The organism is Chitinophaga rhizosphaerae (assembly GCF_003958645.1).
GTDB lineage: Bacteria > Bacteroidota > Bacteroidia > Chitinophagales > Chitinophagaceae > Chitinophaga > Chitinophaga rhizosphaerae.
On sequence record NZ_RXLO01000001.1, the window covers coordinates 172220 to 188587 of the forward strand.

Here is a 16368-nt window from a genome sequence, read left to right on the forward strand (position 1 = left end):
CTTGTGTTCAATATTTTTCAGTACCGATTACCAGATCATCGGCGGTGCCAGCCGCGGTGAATCGCAGGTATGGCGGACCACGCGTTATGGTGGCGGTTTTTATAGCCAGCTTTCAAACTTGTACAAATGAGCAATGGGGCAGGGGTGTGCCCCGTTTCAAGTTGCTGGGTTTCCGCTTAAATCAGCAATCACTTACCACGCCGCTCTGCCCGGTCGTTGCCGGCTTTCAGGCGGCTACTTCCGCCAGCTCGGCTTCCGGGCGCTGGCCGGTGATTTTTTAATAATCCCTGGTGGTGCGGAATTCCCTACATTCGCGGAAACAACCTGTATGAAGCTGCTCGTTATCACTGCGTTAATGGCCCTGTCTGCCATTTCCCTCCACGCGCAAACGGCCAACCCCGGCTACAATAAGCCCCTGGCCGATTCCCTCGGCGCCGATGCCTACGGCATGAAATATTATGTTCTGGTAATATTGAAGACCGGCCCCCGGCCCGCCGATAACAAAGACACGGTAGCGGCCCTTTTCCGCGGGCATATGGAAAATATCGGCCGCCTGGCCAAAAGCGGGAAACTGGCCGTGGCCGGGCCGCTCGCGAAAAACGACCGCAATTGGCGGGGAATCTTCATCCTCAATGTTCCTACAGTTGAGGAAGCGGAGGCGCTCCTACAAACCGATCCAGCCGTGGCGGGAGGGCTCCTGGCGGCGGATTGCCTCCGCTGGTACGGTTCGGCGGCATTACCGATGTACCTGCCGTATCACGATAAAATCCAGGAAAAAAACTTCTAAACGCCGGAAGGCAGGCGCCCTTCCAGCCAATTCTTGAAATCGTTCACCCGCTCGCGGCTGATGATCACGTCTTCGGCCGCAGCCGGCTCCAGTTGCAGAATGAAGCGGCTATTGTAGTAGGTCATGATCTTTTTGATCCCGTCGATCTGCACGATGTATTGCCGGTTGATCCGGAAAAACTGGTGCCGGTCGAGAAGTTTCTCCATCTGGTCGAGCGAATAATCGAGCGGGAGGCGCTGGCCTTCGAACGTAACGGCCCAGGTTACGCCCTTGGTAAACTGCAACCAGGCGATATCTTTCGCCTTCACATAAATCAGCTGGTTATTGAGCCGGCCGATGAACCGGGCATGATCGCGGCGGAGGAATTCTTCGGCAATGCCTGCAATGTCTAACCGGTAAGGCTGCGCGGGCCTGAACTGCTCGAATTTGTCCAGCGCCTGCTGCAATTCCTTCTGGTCGATCGGCTTCATGAGGTAATCGATACTGTTCACCTTGAACGCCTGGAGCGCAAAGCCGTCGTACGCGGTGGTGAAGATGATGGGCGTCACTACCTGGGCCTGGTTGAACATTTCGAAACAGTTGCCGTCAGACAGCTGTATGTCCATGAACATCAGATCCGCGGGGTGTTCTTCCTTCATCCACTGGAGGCCTTCGGCCACGGAGGCGATCACGCCCACGATCTCTATATCGGCGCGGCATTGGCGCAACAGTTGCGTGAGCCTTTCCGCATTATGGATCTCGTCTTCGAATATGGTTACTTTCATGAGAGAATGACCGGTATTTTGACGGTGAACGTATCCGGTGAAGGGATCACTTCGATCCCTTTTCCAATGGCCAGTTCGTATCGTTTATGAATATTTTCCAGCCCGATGCCGGAGGGCGTTTCGGGATGCAACCTCGCCCGCAGCTGGTTGGTGATCACCAGCGAATCGCCCTTGCTTTTCACTTCGATCAGCAACGGATCGTTCGCGGAAAAACGGTTGTGCTTGATGGCGTTCTCCACGAGCAATTGCAGCGTAGCCGGCGGGATGAGGCCTTTCAGTTTCACGGAATCGTCTATTTCCGCATGAAACCGGATGCTGTTCTGGTGGCGGATTCGGATGAGGAAAAGATAGGACTCCAGGAAATCCAGTTCGGTGCGGATGGGCACGAGGTTCTCGAATTTTTTGTCGAGGATGTAACGGTAGGTTTTTGCCAGCTGGGTGATGTAATCGGCCGCCAAATCAGGACTTTTATATACCAGGTTCGTCAGTACGCTGAGCGAATTGAAAAAGAAATGCGGATCGATCTGGTTGCGAAGTGCATCGTATTTCGCCTGGATGTTCTCGCGCATGAGGCGCTCGGTCTGCAACTGGTTTTCTTTCCAGGCTTTGTAATAATACATGATCCCGTTAACGGTGAGCAGGAGCAGGTAAAAGATCCAGGTGCCGAAAATGAGGTCCCAGCTGAAATGGCTGACGCTTTCCCAGGCTTCATAGCGGTGGAAGAAAACGATGTCGAACACGGCATACGTCAACCCGAAAATATACGACGCCACCACGCCGTATGTGAGCAGGTATCCGGCGAGGAGGAAAAACTTCTTCTGGGTGAACCGCGGTGCGGCCCATTTCGCCACCATGATAGCGCCTTCCCATGCCAGCAGCCCATATAACACGTATACGATGCTGAACATGTGGCCGCGGAGGTTGAAAACGCTGAGGTCGGCGATGAAGGATTGGTCGAAAGATTTGAAGATGGTGGAGATGAGGTACAGGATCACGACCCGTACGAACAGGCGGGTGTATCTGCTGGAAAAATATTTGTCGAACGAATTTACTTCCATGTGTTGCCGTCAGGTTAAAAATAGTCATTTTCCTTCAACCAGGCGCAGGCGTCGGCCACGGCCGTTTCGGTGGAAAGGTACCGCATGCCGAGGTCGCGTTCAGACTTGCGGCCGGAGTAATAGTTCCCCAGGCAAAGGAGCCTCGCTGTCGTATAATTGAGCTTCGGCCGGCGGCCGGTGAATTGCCCGGCCAGCGAGCCCGCCAGTCCGCCCGCCTTTAACACCCATGCGGGGATCGTGAACAGCAGCCGCTTCCGGCCGATGGTGCGGCTCACGATGCGGAAAAACTCACGGTAGCTGTGATTCTCGCCGGCCAGCAGGTAACAATCGCCCGATTTACCTTTCTCGATCGCCAGGGCGATGCCGCGGCACACGTCGCCCACATGCACGAAATTCTTCCCGCCCGGCGGGCACCATACGAAGCGCGACCGCACGCCGTGCAGCAATAATTTGCCGCTGCTGGGGCGTACGTCGTGCGGGCCGATGATGAACGTCGGGTTCACGACCACGGCGGGCAATCCATGCTTTTCGACCTGTTCCAGCACATATTGCTGCGCGAGGTATTTGCTGTTGATGTACCCCGAGCCGGCGGAGAACAGCGAGAACCCCGCCAGTTCGTTCCCCGGTTCGTTTTTGGTGCCGTGGCCGAGGGTGTTGGCCGTGCTCACGTATACAAGTTTTTTCACGCCGTGTCGGCGGCAGGCTTCTGCAATGTGTACGGTGCCGGTGAAATTGACGCGTTCGTAATCTTCGAAGGAAATGCCCCATTGGTCGGTAATACTGGCGGCGTGGACGACGAATTCGCATCCCGCAACGGCCAGCTGAACGGCCTGCGGGTCGCCTACGTCGCCGTGGAACAATTCTGCGGGGATGTCGGCCAGGGTGCGCAGGTTGGCGGAGGGGCGTACCAGCAGGCGGATGTCGTGCCCCAGCCGGTACAGCTCGCGGGTGAGGTTGGCGCCCAGGAGCCCGGTGGCGCCGGTGATGAGGATTTTGCTCATATGCTGAATTGCATTTCTTTTTTTACTTCCCTTGAAATGATCCGCAGGCGCAGGTTGCCGGGCATCAGCTGCATGAGGAAATGACTGATCCTGTTCGCGACGCCGGGGATGATGACCGGTTGCCCCGCAAGCGTGAGCCTTATCGCCACTTTCGCGATCTCGTGCGTAGGCAGCAGGCCCAGCCTGGCTTTCAGCCCCTGACCGATGATCCGCCGCGCCGTCCCGGAATTGGTGAGGATCGGGCCGGGGCAGGCCACGCTCACCGAAAGCCCCGTTCCCGCAAACTCTTCCCGCAGCCCGAGCGAAAAGGAGGTAATAAAGGCTTTCGATGCCGGGTACACCGTTTTGTACGCGATCGGCGTGAAAGCCGCCATGCTGGAGATGTTCAGGATATAGCTACGTGTGTGTTCCAGCAGGTGCGGGATCATGATCCGCGTGAGCAGCGCCGTTCCCCGCACGTTCAGCTGGATGATCCGGTCGATGTTCTCCAACGGCGTTTCCGCCATGGGAGCCGTTCCGCCGACACCGGCGTTGTTGATGAGGAAATCGACCGGGCAGGCATCTACGATGGCAGGCAGGTGATATTGCAATTGGTCCACATCCGTGAGGTCGAATTCGAAAGCGCGCACGTCTACCGGGTATTCTTCCATGATATGGCGCGCCAGCGAATGCGCCTGGCCGCCGGGTAGCGCGATGAGCACGAGGTTCATGCCCATCCGCGCGCATTGTATGGCGAAAGCCTTTCCCAATCCGGCGCTGGCGCCGGTAATCAAAGTGTAGGTCATTGTTCTGCGAGGTGTTTGAATTGTGTCATGGTTTTGACGAGATTGTTGTGCACGATGGGGTCAGACGCCCAGCGCGGCAGTTTCCGGTTGCGGTTGGTGGTAATGAAATATTGCACCTGCACGAACCCCGAATTCCGCGGCTCCAGCAGCCATCTCCCGCGCACGCCGGTGAGCCGGGTTCGGCCTTCTTCAGGCGGGAACGCCGGGTGCTGGGTGCTTTCGAAGCGGACCTCCAGCGCGCTTTCTACATGGAAGGAAAGGCAGCAGTCCTGGTCTTCGAACGGCCAGGGAATGGCATAGCGGATGTAATTGATCCATTTGCCGGGCTCGGGCGCAGGCAGCACCTTGTACTCCCGGGCGGAAGGGTTCCAGCCGGGGCCGCGCTGTGGATCGCGCAGGAGACTGATGATCGAAGGCGCGCTCGCCTTCACGAGAAATACGGCCTTCAGCTCGCGAACGGCAGCATCGCCTTCGCCTATCCAGCGCTCGTACAGGAAAACGTCGCCGGATTGCTTCACCAGCCTGAATTCGGCCGCGTGGAGCGCCGTGGTGGTCAGCAGTTGTATCATGAGGATGAAGCTGGTCAGTTTCATGATCGGAATGATTTACGGCAAAAGTCGCCCCACGGGCCCGGCGCGCCGCCGATTTATCCACGAATCGCCGGATGAAGGGGTTGAGTTGTGGAATTCCGGCAAAGCGGGGAACCGATCGTGGCAAACCCGCTACATAACCCGCCGCATCTTACGGCTGTTCTTCCGTGGCATGGTTATTTCGGCATTTTCTGAAACGAACACCATGAAAAAGCAACCCGGCATCCCCGATAGAAACCTGGACGATCAGCTGCCGCCGTCCGAAGAAACCAGTATGGAACTCCCGGAAGTAAAATATATTCCCGGGCAGGAACATATCCACGTGCTCCCAACAGGGGATTCGGCCGACACTGCCACGTCTCCCGCCGACGAGGAAGAAGAAACGGATGACGATCTGGACCTGGATGGTGACGATAACGTTACCGACCAGGAACGCCGCCTCCTGGATGATGCCGCCAGCTCGGACCCGGATTATGAAGACGAACGACACCTGCACGAGGCCCTCCCCGACGATACGGACGACGACGGCGACCCGCTCAATGAAGACGATGCACTCGACGTTCCCGGCAGTGAAGACGACGACGAAGCGGAGGACATCGGCTCGGAAGACGAAGAAAACAACGGATTCAGCATCGACAAGAACAGCGATTGATCCGTTGGAGGCGCGTATGCGGACCCGCCGCCGCCCAGGCCGCAAATGCCCGGCCTGGCAAATGATGGCCTGAAAGCGGTCTTCACGTACCTGCAATCCGTGAAGCCGGCGCAGAACGTGGTGCCGCAACCGGCGAGCCCGCCGCAGATGGCAGCGTATTACCGCTAAGTATGCTTGTGTTGAAATGGAAAATCCGCAGTACTGCTGCGGATTTTTTATTCGGCGCGCGTCCAGACGGTGGTGCGGCCGAAGAGCGGGGCGCCGACGTATCCGCGGATATCCAGCGTATTGCCTTTGATTTTCATTTTGCTGCTGTAGGTTTTGCCGCTTTTGGGGTCGTAGATCTTTCCGTCTTCCCATTCCTGGTCGTCTGCGTCATATTCGAAACCGGTGAGGATCACCAGGCCCTGCAGCGGTCGGCCGCGGAGGGACGAATTGGTGTTCTTGGCATCGCGGCGCGGTGTTTTGCCGTCGGCCTCCAGCGGGTGGGCCATCCAGATGAGTTTGCCGAAGTATTTGCCGCCGTTTTTATATATCTGGACTTTCGCGTCTTTCTCTTCGTTGAGCCACACGCCATTGGCCGCATCTGCCTGGGCTTTTGCGGCGGAGTGTATGGTGAAAGTGAAGATGATCGCGGCAAATATTGCTTTCATGATGCATGGTTTTGATGCCCGATGAGGCGGCCTTTGCTGTTTTATGACAAGCGCGGTTATTCTTCGCCGGCCGAATAATCGAGAATATCTCCCGGTTTACAGTTCAACTCGCGGCAAAGGGCTTCGAGGGTTTCGAAGCGGATGCCTTTCACCTTGCCGGTTTTGAGCAAGCTGAGGTTGGTGACGGAAATATCGATCCGCGCCGCAAGATCTTTCAACGAGATCTTGTTTTTCGCCATTTCCACGTCCAGATTAACAATGATCGCCATTATACAAAAGCTTCGTTTTCCTGTTGCAGTTGCATTCCGTAACGGAAAATATCTACCATGATGTAGATGATCGCCGCAACAGCGATGTAAGGTAAACCAAAATTCCAATTCATGTGGAAGTTGCGCTCCGCCGCGGGGATGTAGGCGTTTGCGACCTCCGCCTGGGCAACGCTCAGCAGGAAGTTATATGGTGCCAGCAGGCCGATGAAAAGTGCGATATACCGGAGCCGGCGGATGGATTCGCCGGTGAAGGGGCTTTGCCGGTTCAGCGAACGGAAAACAAGGCGAAGGTTGTAAATGGCGGCAATGACGAGGAATTCAAACAGGAAGAAAAACACGAAGGAATAAACCCGGTAAAGATTATTGACCGGAAGGAACATCTTCAGTTGCACGTCCTGCGTTTCCATTTCGCCGCCGGGCACCCCGATTACGGAAAGCGGGGTGTTCAAGCGCACGATGGCGCTGAAATTGAATTTCGTTCCGCCAAACATAGACGCCGCCAGGTAGCAAAGCCCGATGGCGGCCAAAACGAAATTGAGGTACCAGCAAATGTTCACGATCCAGCGCATGGCGTGGAAGAAACGGTTGCGGGATACAGGAGGTGTGTAGCGCATACAGGATGGAATCAGATGTTACGTAAGATAAAGATATACAAAGTGCAGATCACCGCCTCACCGGCCAGCAGGGCAGGGAGGAATTTCCGCAGGGGGATTTTCAACGTACCGGCCACATAGCAAACCAGGTCGGTAGGGGCAACCGGCGCAAAGGCCCATAAGGCTACGAACCACTGGCCGTACGGCCCCTGCAGCCGCAGCCGCATGCGCTCCGTTTTTTCGGGATAATGCTTTTCGAACCACGCCGCCAGGCCCAGCCAGCCCGAGAGGTGGTATAACATCCACGACACCACGGCGATAGACGCCAGGAACACGCCCAGCAGTAGCCAGGGCTCGTTGCGGAACAGGAGGATGCCCGCTGCCAGGAACGGCGTTCCGGGAATGAGGGCCACGCCGCGCGCCACGCAAATGGCGAAGAACACGGCGACCGTCCATCCGGGATAGCGCCCCACGAATGCCGTGAGGTCTTCGGTAGAGAAGCGTTGCGCAAATACCACATACAGCGCAATAGCGGCCAGCAGTACCGATACCTTGATGATCCGGAGCATGCGGCCGGTTGCGGAAGTGTCATTTCTGGGCATAGTAAATGAATGCGGGTGGGATGTTAAGCAGTGTGAAACCGTAGCAAACCGCGGGAAACCGCTGGCGGATGGCGGTAATATCTTTCAGGGAATACTGGAACTGGATGAAGAACCCCCCGGGCTTGAGCGCCTTGTGGCAACGCTCGAGCAGTTGGGATTTGGTGCCGGCGTCGAGGTTGGCGAGCGGGATGCCGCTGAGGATGTAGTCGGCCGAATCATCGGGGATATACGCCGGAAGGCGCAGTACGTCGGCATTGTGGTGAGATGCGCGCCGGTCTTTGACGGCCGACAGGATGCGGTACAATTCCGGGTTTATTTCAAAGGAAGCAAGGGTGGAAGCGGGGCTCATGCGGCCAAGCAAATGCCTGGTCATGACGCCCGTGCCTGCTCCCAATTCCACAATGGATAAGGGTTTCTGGAACTGGATGATGTCGGTCATCCGCGCCGTCAGCGCCGGCGAGCTCTCCACGACGGAACCCGTTTGCCGTAAATTCCGCCATGCCGCTTTGAGGAAGGTATACATAACGAGGTAGAGGTTTGATTATAACATGAAGGTAAAGCTGTATTTTCATTAAACAAAAATAAATTTACGTAAAACGTAAAATGTGTGATGAAATGCATAAATCTGGGACAAAGGGACGAACCCCGGGCCGGAATGGTCCGTACAGGATAACGAGGCACATTATAAATGCAGAAGCCGCTGTACATTGGGATGCCTAACTGAAGAAGGGAATAGGTGAAGCGGCAGGAATCCGCACGATTTTAACTAATTTCGCGCCAAAACCGGAGCGTACATGAATTTTTATACCAGGAAATGGGTGAAACCGGAAGACCTCAACGCCCACGGCACCCTCTTCGGCGGCAGCCTCCTCCGATGGATCGATGAAGAAGCCGCCATCTATGCCATCATCCAACTCGGCACCAACCGGTGCGTCACCAAATACATGTCCGAAATCAATTTCATCAACTCCGCCCGCCAGGGAGATATCGTGGAACTCGGTATCAAAGCCACGCATTTCGGGCGAACGTCCATCACGCTCACCTGTGAAGTCCGCAACAAAATCACCCATAAATCCATCCTCACTATCGATAAGATCGTGTTCGTCAGCGTAGACGAAAACGGTGTTCCCAAACCCCACGGCCGTACGGAAATCACCTACACCGATGAGCGCCTGCGCGAAGAACCGCTCTGATCGTCAAACGTTCCAGGCACAACAAATCCCCGTTATGCAGAAAATCCCGCTCGATGGCGGAACTGGCACGGCTGGCGCCTGTCGTGTTTCGATGTTTTCGTTCGCATCATACTTCCGGTTTTCGAACGGTCCGTCTTCCCATTCCTGCTGCTGAACGAGCGCGGAATAAGCGTTGGCGGGAAGGAGCGCGCGCATCGGGAAAATGTAACGACGTCGCAAAGGTAAGCCCGCACTATCCGGCCGCTTGTCATATAAACAGGTGCCGCCGCTCGACGAATGGATAAAATAAAAATCGTTGGCGCATGGGGGTAGGTTGCAGTGTCAGTGCCGTTCAGGATACGCAACGCTTTCCGGGATCAAACTTTCCCGATGCGCAGCAGGATGGGGAAATGCACTTCCCGCTCGGCGGGCTCGCCCCATGCGGCTTTCAGATCGGTGGAAATGAGTGCCACGGGATCGTGCTGTTCTGCTTTCATGTAATGTTGTACGGCAGACCAGGTGGAGAGATATCCGGCCAGGTGCCCCCAGCTCCAGGTTTCCGTATGTGCGAAATATGGCGTCGGGAAGGCAGGATAGGGGAATGGGATGGTCATGTAGTTTTCATCGACGTATTTCCGCTCGCGGTCCCAGTATTGGCCCAACACATCCACATACAACCTGCGGATCACCGCATCGATCTCCGGCGTGATATGCAGCAATCCATACCCCATCACGGCCAGGATGCCGCCGGGTTTCAGCGTGCGGTTCACTTCGCGGTAAAACGCTTCGAAATCGAACCAGTGGATGGCTTGCGCCACGGTCACCAGGTCGAACGAGCCGTCCGGGAAATCCGTTCTTTCGGCTGGCTGCAACGTATAGCGGATGTTGGGGTGTGGCCGGGCCTTGTCGAGCTGCTGGCGACTGATGTCTGTCGCCGCTACATGGCGGAAATCGGCCGCGAGTTTTTCCGCGACCTGTCCGTTACCCGTACCGCAATCCCAGGCACTTTCCGTTCCGGGTACGATGGACAGGAGGAATTGAAAGAGTTCGTCGGGGTAATGGGGCCGGAATTTGACATAATCCCCGGACTGTTCTGAAAAAACATCTTTCATGGGGCGAGATTTGTACAAAAGTACGCAATCCGCCGCAACGAAACTTCGCGTGGGCGAATTCGTGATTTCCGTCACATGCAAGTTGGGGAAAGGGGCCTAACTTGGCGGGCTAAACGGTTTCTATGCGACCAAATACCATTACCGATATGTTGGGGATCAGGTACCCCGTATTCCAGGGCCCCATGGGCGCGGGACTATCCACGCCTGCGTTGGTGGCCGCCGTAACGAACGCAGGCGGGCTTGGCGGGTACGGGGCTTATACCCTGCAACCGGCAGAGATCCGCGAATTGGGTGCACGGGTGGGGCAACTGACCGCCGGGCCCTGGAACCTCAACCTCTGGGTGTCCGACATCGATCCCGCACTGGAGAACTATACGGAAGCGGCGTTCGATATGGTGAAATCTTTGTTCCGCCCCGTGTTCGATGAACTGGGAATTCCCGTTCCTTCCCCAAAAATTACCATCGAAAGTAAATTCGCACTCCAGGCGGAGGCCATGCTGGCCGTAAAACCTGCGGTTTTCAGTTTCGTTTTCGGCATACCGGACGAAGCTATTTTGCGGGAATGCCGCCGGCAGGGGATCGTAACGGCCGGTGCGGCCACTACGCTCGATGAAGCCCTGGCGCTGGAAGCGGCGGGTGTGGATGTGATCGTGGCGGCGGGCTTCGAGGCGGGCGGGCACCGGCCCAGTTTCCTGGAAAAAGCGGAGGATTCGCTGCATGGAACGTTCGCACTTGTCCAAAAGTTGCGCTGGAAGGTGCGCAAACCCATTGTGGCGGCGGGCGGCATCGCAGACGCGGCGGGCGTGGAAGCGGCCCTGCGGCTGGGAGCGGCGGCCGTTCAGGTGGGGACGGCTTTCCTGGCCTGTGAAGAATCCGGAGCTTCGGCCGCGTATCGCGACAGGTTGTTTTCACCGGCCGCACAGTATACGGAGTTGACGCGCGCGTACACGGGGCGCCTGGCCCGCGCGGTGCGCACACAACTGCCTGCGCGCTTTGCCGGCATGGAACACGAGCTGGCGCCTTTTCCCTTACAATCCCAATTGATGGCGCCCGTTCGCCAAACGGCACTCGAATCCGGTCAACTGGAATACTCCGCCGTTTGGGCAGGACAAAATGCCGGAAACCTCCATCACCGTAAAGCCCCTGACCTGATGGAGGAGCTGACTTCCCTTTGGCGGTAGATTAACTCGATAAGTTTGGTTTGCCGTATCAGGGGATGGGCCCCCGAGGTTGCGCGGCGGCGGCCGGTCATTCCGCGAAATGCCCGCGGCGGCGCCTCACACGAAAGTTTCTTTCAGATTGGAAGTTGCTGATTATCTTTGCGGAACGTTTGGCCCAAATGAATGTTCAACAAATAATCCCTTACATATGAAATGTATCTTAACCAGCCTGCTTTTGCTGGTGCAATTGGCAGCTTACCCGCAATTCCGGGAAATAGCCACCAGTAAATCGTTCCAGGAGCCGGAAGACGGATTCGCCCGCATTATCCAGATGAAGAATGGCTACACCGTGCTGGCCGTCATCGATCTCAAAAAAGGGATCGACATCAAGATTTACGACGAAAAACATAAACAGAAGGTCGCCAAAAACATCCGGCCCAAATTCGGCAGGCTGAAAGCCGGTAATGTGGAAGCCATGTTCGAGATCAAAGGGAACGTGGTGTTCCTCGTCCGCGAAGTTCAGGACAAAGCGCCCGTGCTGCACCGGCTCGTGGTAAATGGTGTGAACGGCAGTATTGTTAATGAGGAAACCATCGGTGAACTGAAGAAGATGAACATGGGGCATGGTTATGCCATGGCTTTCGGAGGTGTTGCGATGCCGGATTTCTACTCGGAAAAAGACCCGAACAGCGATCAGTACGCCGTAGCCCTGTTCAACAGCTTCGAAAGCGACCGTAGCAAACGCCTGGAATTGGTGATATACGACGGCGATCATAAAGAGCTGGCCCGTGCATTCTATAAATCACCGAAAGAAAAGTACAAGTATATCAATTATATGGACATGACCTTCGTAGGCAATACGGTCTATTGCCTGGGTTATGCGCGCAATACCCGCGCCAGCGGCGGAAAGGAGAACACGGTAATCATGGCTGAACTGAAGGCGGGAGATGCTGATATGAAATTGACGGAGCTGAAGTTCACTCACGATCAGGACCTCAAGAAAGGCATGCTGCGCTACAACGCCACTACCAACAAGATCATGCTCCTCGCATTCGCGCCCTATAAAAACAGCGACGGCCGCGGCGAGCTCTGGCTCTTCCATATGGACCCCGCCAATCTGACCGCCAAGGTACACGACGAAATCTATCCCATCGCCATCCAGAACAAGGCCACGGCCGTTTTCGGACGAAGGGAGAAATTCACCGGCACGCCTGTGAATATGTTCGTTTATAAAGACGGCAGCTACACCATTGCCCTGGAGGAAATCCGCCAGGTTACACATACTTCCACCAGCATGCCCGGCGTGGGCGGAACGGGTGCTTCCTTCGGCGTCTCCAGGTCCAGTAGCAGGACCTTCACCATCGTAGAACACCTCGGCCTGATGCACTTCACGGCCGATCGCAAGCTGGCCAATAATTGGTATCTGCCCAAGGACCATCATATGTGGTCTGCCCACCCGCCCACCTTCTATCACCGCCAGCGCGAAGGCCGCGCCGTGATGCTGAACGACGGCGACCAGTACAAAACCTTTACGCTGCTGCGCTCAAAAGGCAAGGAATTCGTGCTGTACAACGACGTGGAGGAGAATGACAAACGCATCGAGAAAGGGAAGGACCCCCAACAGGTAAAAGGTCTCAAAGCCTGCGATGCGTTCTACTTCCCTCTGGAAAAAGAAATGATCCCTGTCCGGACGTTCCTTTTTGGTGAAAGCACCGGCCGAAAAGACCATCGCCTGGCACTGACGCCCATTTCGGACTTCAACGAAGACCAGAATATTTTTGTGACCCTTCGCCTCGATATCCACCAGGCCAAACAGGTACATCTCGTTTGGATGGAACCTTGATCCGGTAAGGATTTGAGGGATGAGAAACAACCAGGAAGACCGGCGGACGCACGTTTCGCCGGTCTTTTTTTATTTGTGGGAAACTATTTCCGCACCTCGGAAAACAAGGCCTATGTTTTGCAAAAAAGATTATCTATTTTTATTTCAATAGCTACAGTGTGGACGAAATTTCCCACCTGGGGCGCTGTCAAAATGTCTATTGTGAAAAAGTTAACCGGTTAATTTTCAAATACTTAAATATTCACCCCAACATTCAGGCCTACTATTTGTTATTTAACGAACAACACAACGCTGAACCTTATGATACACGAGCAGTATACCATTATCCGCAACCTAATCTGGGAAAACAAAATCACGACGTATCAGGAGTTATACCTTGCAGTTCCGCTGCATGAGCTCAGCCGCGACACCCATATTTCGGAATCGCAGCTGCGCGAATGGTTTACGGACATCGGCAGTGTTTCTGTCGAAGACGTGAAACAGTTGTCGGAACTGCTGGAAATACCGGAATACCGGATGATGCGCATCATTGTCGCCACACAGCGATTGCAGCAGTCACAACTGAATTAGCCGATAAAATTGAACGGGCCGGGACGATCTCCCGGCCCGTTCGTATTTTTGCGGTGAATACATTCAGATATGGCTCATCATCATACACCGAAACCCGGATTCGTGACCGTCCGCGGCGCAAGGGAACACAACCTCAAAAACGTAGACCTCGATATCCCGCGGGATGCGCTCGTGGTATTCACCGGCGTTTCGGGTTCGGGGAAATCTTCCCTGGCGTTCGGCACGCTGTACGCCGAGGCGCAAAGGCGATATCTCGAATCTGTGTCGCCCTACGCCAGGCGGCTCTTTCACCAGCTGTCCGTTCCCGACGTAGATGAAATCGACGGCCTGCCGCCCGCGGTAGCCCTCCAGCAACAGCGCGGCGCGCCCACCACACGCTCGTCGGTCGGCAGCGTCACCACTCTCGGCAACCTGCTCCGCATGCTCTACTCCCGTGCAGGGGAATACCCCCGCAACCAGCCCATCATTCACGCGGAAGCTTTTTCCCCCAACTCCCCCGAAGGCGCTTGCCCCACCTGCCACGGCATGGGCATGACTTACGACGCCACCGAAGCCTCCATGGTCCCCGATCCCTCGCTCACGATCCGCGAACGCGCCATCGCCGCATGGCCGCAGGCCTGGTATGGCCAAAATCTGCGCGATATCCTCGTAACATTGGGGTACGATGTCGACAAGCCCTGGAAAGACCTTCCCCAAAAGACCCGCGACTGGATCCTCTTCACCGAAGAGCAGCCCACAGCGCCCGTATACGCCGGATTTACGCCGGAAGAAACGAAACTGGCGGTTAAACAGAAAATGGAGCCCAGTTACATGGGTACTTTCAGTGGCGCGAGGCGCTACCTGCTGCATACATTTTCCAACACGCAAAGCGCGATGATGAAAAAACGCGTGCAGCAATACATGGTAAGCGCGCCATGCCCTACCTGCAAAGGCAAACGCCTCCGTAAGGAATCGCTGTCGGTAAAGTTCGCAGGGCGCGATATCGCAGAAATCGCCCATCTTTCACTCGAAAAGCTTGCGGAAACGCTCGCGCCGTTCGCAAATAATAAAAAGAAGGCCGATCCCGCGCACCCGGAGCGCAACATCGTGGCACAGCGCATCACGGCAGATATTTGCGCCCGCCTGCAGGTGTTGCTCGACCTGGGGCTGGGCTACCTGACGCCCGACCGCAGCACGCCTACGCTGTCTCCCGGAGAATTACAGCGCCTGCGCCTGGCCACGCAGGTGAGGAGTAATCTTTTCGGCGTGGTTTACGTGCTGGATGAGCCTTCCGCCGGATTACACCCGGCAGACACGGAGGCGCTCCTGCGCGCGTTGAAGGGCCTCAAAGCCTCCGGGAACACGCTTTTCGTGGTGGAGCACGAGACGGATGTCATCCGCGAGGCCGACTGGATCGTGGACGTAGGCCCGGCCGCGGGTACCAATGGCGGAGAAATCCTCTACAGCGGCGATCCCCAGGGGCTCGAAAGCGTACAAGGCTCCGTGACGCGGAATTACCTCTTCGGCCGGCAGTCTATCCCCGAAAGACCGGATTATTCACCGAAGGACTGGCTGCAGCTCAAAGGCATCTCCCGCAATAACCTCCATGGCCTCGATGCGGCCTTTCCACTCGGCCTGCTCACTGCGGTGACGGGGATTTCCGGTTCGGGGAAGTCGAGCCTCGTAAGCCAGGCGCTCGTGGAGCTGGTGGCGGGCGCATTGGGCCACGCGCCGGATGCGGAGCACGAAGAAACGCCGCAGGCGCAAGGTTCGGCCGACGGTCAGATCGCCTCCGGTATGGAACACATTGCCCGGCTCGTGCAGGTGAACCAGGCGCCGATCGGGCGGACGCCGCGCTCCAACCTGGCCACGTATACCGGACTGTTCGATCATGTCAGGAAGATATTCGCCGAAACCCCCATGGCGCGCAGCCGCAAATACGACGCCGGCCGCTTCTCCTTCAACGTGGCCAAAGGCCGCTGCAAAACCTGCGAAGGTGAAGGGTTCGTGATGGTAGAACTGCTGTTTTTGCCCAGCGTCTATTCGCCTTGTCCCACCTGCCACGGCGCGCGGTACAATGAAAAAACGCTGGAAGTGACCTACCGCGACAAAAACATCGCCGAAGTGCTGGGGCTTACGGTTGACCAGGCGCATGCGTTTTTTGCCGGTGACGAAAGCGTGCAGCGGCCGCTGGGTGTGCTCCGCGATGTGGGACTGGGATATTTGCGGCTGGGCCAGCCGGCAACGGAACTTTCCGGAGGTGAGGCGCAGCGCATCAAACTGGCGACGGAATTGCAGCGCACGGGTAAGGGAAATACGCTGTATGTGCTGGACGAGCCCACCACCGGGTTGCACCCGTCTGACGTCGACAAGCTCATGCTGCAACTGGAAAGGCTCGTGGCGGCCGGGAATACGGTGATCGTGGTGGAGCACGATATGCGGGTGATCGCCGGGGCGGATTGGGTGATCGATATGGGACCGGGCGCGGGCGAGAAAGGAGGGAACATCGTTGCGGAAGGGCCGCCGTCCGCCGTGGCGGCTTCCCCCAACAGCAAAACCGCACCGTACCTGTCCGCATTCATAGCTTCCATGCAATAGCAATGGTACTATTTATCGATGCCAATCATCCTGATACGGGACGAATTTGCAATGTGTTGTGAAACTCGCTGCTGTGGAGGGTTTCAGACATATGGTCATTTTAACTTTTTGTTAAAAACCCAACCGTTGATCCTCTTTTTATAGGATTTACAACCGCGTTGTATATTTTTGCAGTTGGAT

Annotated in this window: 19 protein-coding genes; 7 read left to right on the top strand and 12 right to left on the bottom strand. The window is 56.3% G+C overall.

Annotated elements, in window-relative coordinates; all coding sequences use genetic code 11:
* Positions 1 to 328: 328 nt before the first annotated feature.
* Positions 329 to 787, top strand: a complete 459-nt coding sequence (locus EJ361_RS00680; RefSeq protein ID WP_126243419.1) for a YciI family protein — start codon at positions 329 to 331, stop codon at positions 785 to 787.
* On the opposite strand, the gene EJ361_RS00685 is transcribed toward EJ361_RS00680, so the two are convergent.
* Genes EJ361_RS00685 through EJ361_RS00705 form a run of 5 tightly spaced genes read right to left on the bottom strand, consistent with a single transcriptional unit; the run spans position 784 to position 4988 of the window.
* Positions 784 to 1551 carry a LytR/AlgR family response regulator transcription factor gene (locus EJ361_RS00685; RefSeq protein WP_126243420.1) on the bottom strand — a complete coding sequence of 256 codons (768 nt, stop codon included), beginning with the start codon at positions 1549 to 1551 and terminating at the stop codon, positions 784 to 786. The genes EJ361_RS00680 and EJ361_RS00685 overlap by 4 nt on opposite strands.
* A complete protein-coding gene (locus EJ361_RS00690) occupies positions 1548 to 2609 on the bottom strand; it encodes a sensor histidine kinase (RefSeq protein ID WP_126243421.1) in 1062 nt (353 codons plus the stop codon). Before EJ361_RS00690 ends, EJ361_RS00685 begins: the two co-directional genes overlap by 4 nt.
* Before the next feature lie 14 nt (positions 2610 to 2623).
* Positions 2624 to 3610 (bottom strand): NAD-dependent epimerase/dehydratase family protein, encoded by a 987-nt coding sequence (locus tag EJ361_RS00695; RefSeq protein WP_126243422.1) that lies wholly within the window; start codon positions 3608 to 3610, stop codon positions 2624 to 2626.
* Positions 3607 to 4395, bottom strand: a complete 789-nt coding sequence (locus tag EJ361_RS00700; RefSeq protein ID WP_126243423.1) for an SDR family NAD(P)-dependent oxidoreductase — start codon at positions 4393 to 4395, stop codon at positions 3607 to 3609. The genes EJ361_RS00695 and EJ361_RS00700 overlap by 4 nt, the downstream gene beginning before the upstream one ends.
* Positions 4392 to 4988, bottom strand: a complete 597-nt coding sequence (locus tag EJ361_RS00705; RefSeq protein ID WP_126243424.1) for an SRPBCC family protein — start codon at positions 4986 to 4988, stop codon at positions 4392 to 4394. Before EJ361_RS00705 ends, EJ361_RS00700 begins: the two co-directional genes overlap by 4 nt.
* A 202-nt stretch (positions 4989 to 5190) precedes the next feature.
* On the opposite strand from EJ361_RS00705, the gene EJ361_RS00710 reads away from it, so the two are divergent.
* Positions 5191 to 5637, top strand: a complete 447-nt coding sequence (locus tag EJ361_RS00710; RefSeq protein ID WP_126243425.1) for a hypothetical protein — start codon at positions 5191 to 5193, stop codon at positions 5635 to 5637.
* Between the two features lie 215 nt (positions 5638 to 5852).
* Here EJ361_RS00710 and EJ361_RS00715 read toward each other — a convergent pair whose 3' ends face one another.
* The 5 genes from EJ361_RS00715 to EJ361_RS00735 are packed head-to-tail and all read right to left on the bottom strand — an operon-like array spanning position 5853 to position 8277.
* Positions 5853 to 6290, bottom strand: a complete 438-nt coding sequence (locus EJ361_RS00715) for a DUF2147 domain-containing protein (RefSeq protein ID WP_126243426.1) — start codon at positions 6288 to 6290, stop codon at positions 5853 to 5855.
* 56 nt (positions 6291 to 6346) lie between these two features.
* Entirely contained in the window at positions 6347 to 6559 is a 213-nt protein-coding gene (locus EJ361_RS00720) for a helix-turn-helix domain-containing protein (protein WP_126243427.1), read from the bottom strand.
* Positions 6559 to 7173, bottom strand: coding sequence for a DUF2975 domain-containing protein (locus tag EJ361_RS00725; RefSeq protein WP_126243428.1), 615 nt, complete (start codon positions 7171 to 7173; stop codon positions 6559 to 6561). The genes EJ361_RS00720 and EJ361_RS00725 overlap by 1 nt, the downstream gene beginning before the upstream one ends.
* Positions 7174 to 7184: 11 nt before the next feature.
* Entirely contained in the window at positions 7185 to 7754 is a 570-nt protein-coding gene (locus EJ361_RS00730; protein WP_126243429.1) for a TVP38/TMEM64 family protein, read from the bottom strand.
* The gene (locus EJ361_RS00735) at positions 7741 to 8277 is read right to left on the bottom strand and encodes a class I SAM-dependent methyltransferase (RefSeq protein WP_126243430.1); all 537 of its coding nucleotides are present in this window, start codon (positions 8275 to 8277) and stop codon (positions 7741 to 7743) included. The genes EJ361_RS00730 and EJ361_RS00735 overlap by 14 nt, the downstream gene beginning before the upstream one ends.
* 271 nt (positions 8278 to 8548) lie before the next feature.
* Between EJ361_RS00735 and EJ361_RS00740 the strand changes: the two genes are divergently transcribed.
* Complete coding sequence (locus EJ361_RS00740) at positions 8549 to 8947, top strand: acyl-CoA thioesterase (RefSeq protein WP_126243431.1); 399 nt, start codon at positions 8549 to 8551, stop codon at positions 8945 to 8947.
* A 3-nt stretch (positions 8948 to 8950) separates the two neighbouring features.
* On the opposite strand, the gene EJ361_RS00745 is transcribed toward EJ361_RS00740, so the two are convergent.
* Together EJ361_RS00745 and EJ361_RS00750 are read right to left on the bottom strand one after the other, a co-directional pair.
* The gene (locus tag EJ361_RS00745; protein ID WP_126243432.1) at positions 8951 to 9142 is read right to left on the bottom strand and encodes a hypothetical protein; all 192 of its coding nucleotides are present in this window, start codon (positions 9140 to 9142) and stop codon (positions 8951 to 8953) included.
* A 161-nt stretch (positions 9143 to 9303) separates the two neighbouring features.
* Positions 9304 to 10038 carry a class I SAM-dependent methyltransferase gene (locus EJ361_RS00750; RefSeq protein WP_126243433.1) on the bottom strand — a complete coding sequence of 245 codons (735 nt, stop codon included), beginning with the start codon at positions 10036 to 10038 and terminating at the stop codon, positions 9304 to 9306.
* Between the two features lie 122 nt (positions 10039 to 10160).
* On the opposite strand from EJ361_RS00750, the gene EJ361_RS00755 reads away from it, so the two are divergent.
* The 4 genes from EJ361_RS00755 to uvrA all read left to right on the top strand — a co-directional run bounded on the left by EJ361_RS00755 (position 10161) and on the right by uvrA (position 16188).
* Entirely contained in the window at positions 10161 to 11219 is a 1059-nt protein-coding gene (locus EJ361_RS00755; protein WP_126243434.1) for an NAD(P)H-dependent flavin oxidoreductase, read from the top strand.
* A gap of 187 nt (positions 11220 to 11406) precedes the next feature.
* Positions 11407 to 13041 carry a hypothetical protein gene (locus EJ361_RS00760; RefSeq protein ID WP_126243435.1) on the top strand — a complete coding sequence of 545 codons (1635 nt, stop codon included), beginning with the start codon at positions 11407 to 11409 and terminating at the stop codon, positions 13039 to 13041.
* A gap of 300 nt (positions 13042 to 13341) precedes the next feature.
* Complete coding sequence (locus EJ361_RS00765) at positions 13342 to 13611, top strand: hypothetical protein (RefSeq protein WP_126243436.1); 270 nt, start codon at positions 13342 to 13344, stop codon at positions 13609 to 13611.
* Positions 13612 to 13680: 69 nt separating this feature from the next.
* Entirely contained in the window at positions 13681 to 16188 is a 2508-nt protein-coding gene (gene uvrA, locus EJ361_RS00770) for an excinuclease ABC subunit UvrA (protein WP_126243437.1), read from the top strand.
* The last annotated feature ends 180 nt before the right edge of the window (positions 16189 to 16368 follow it).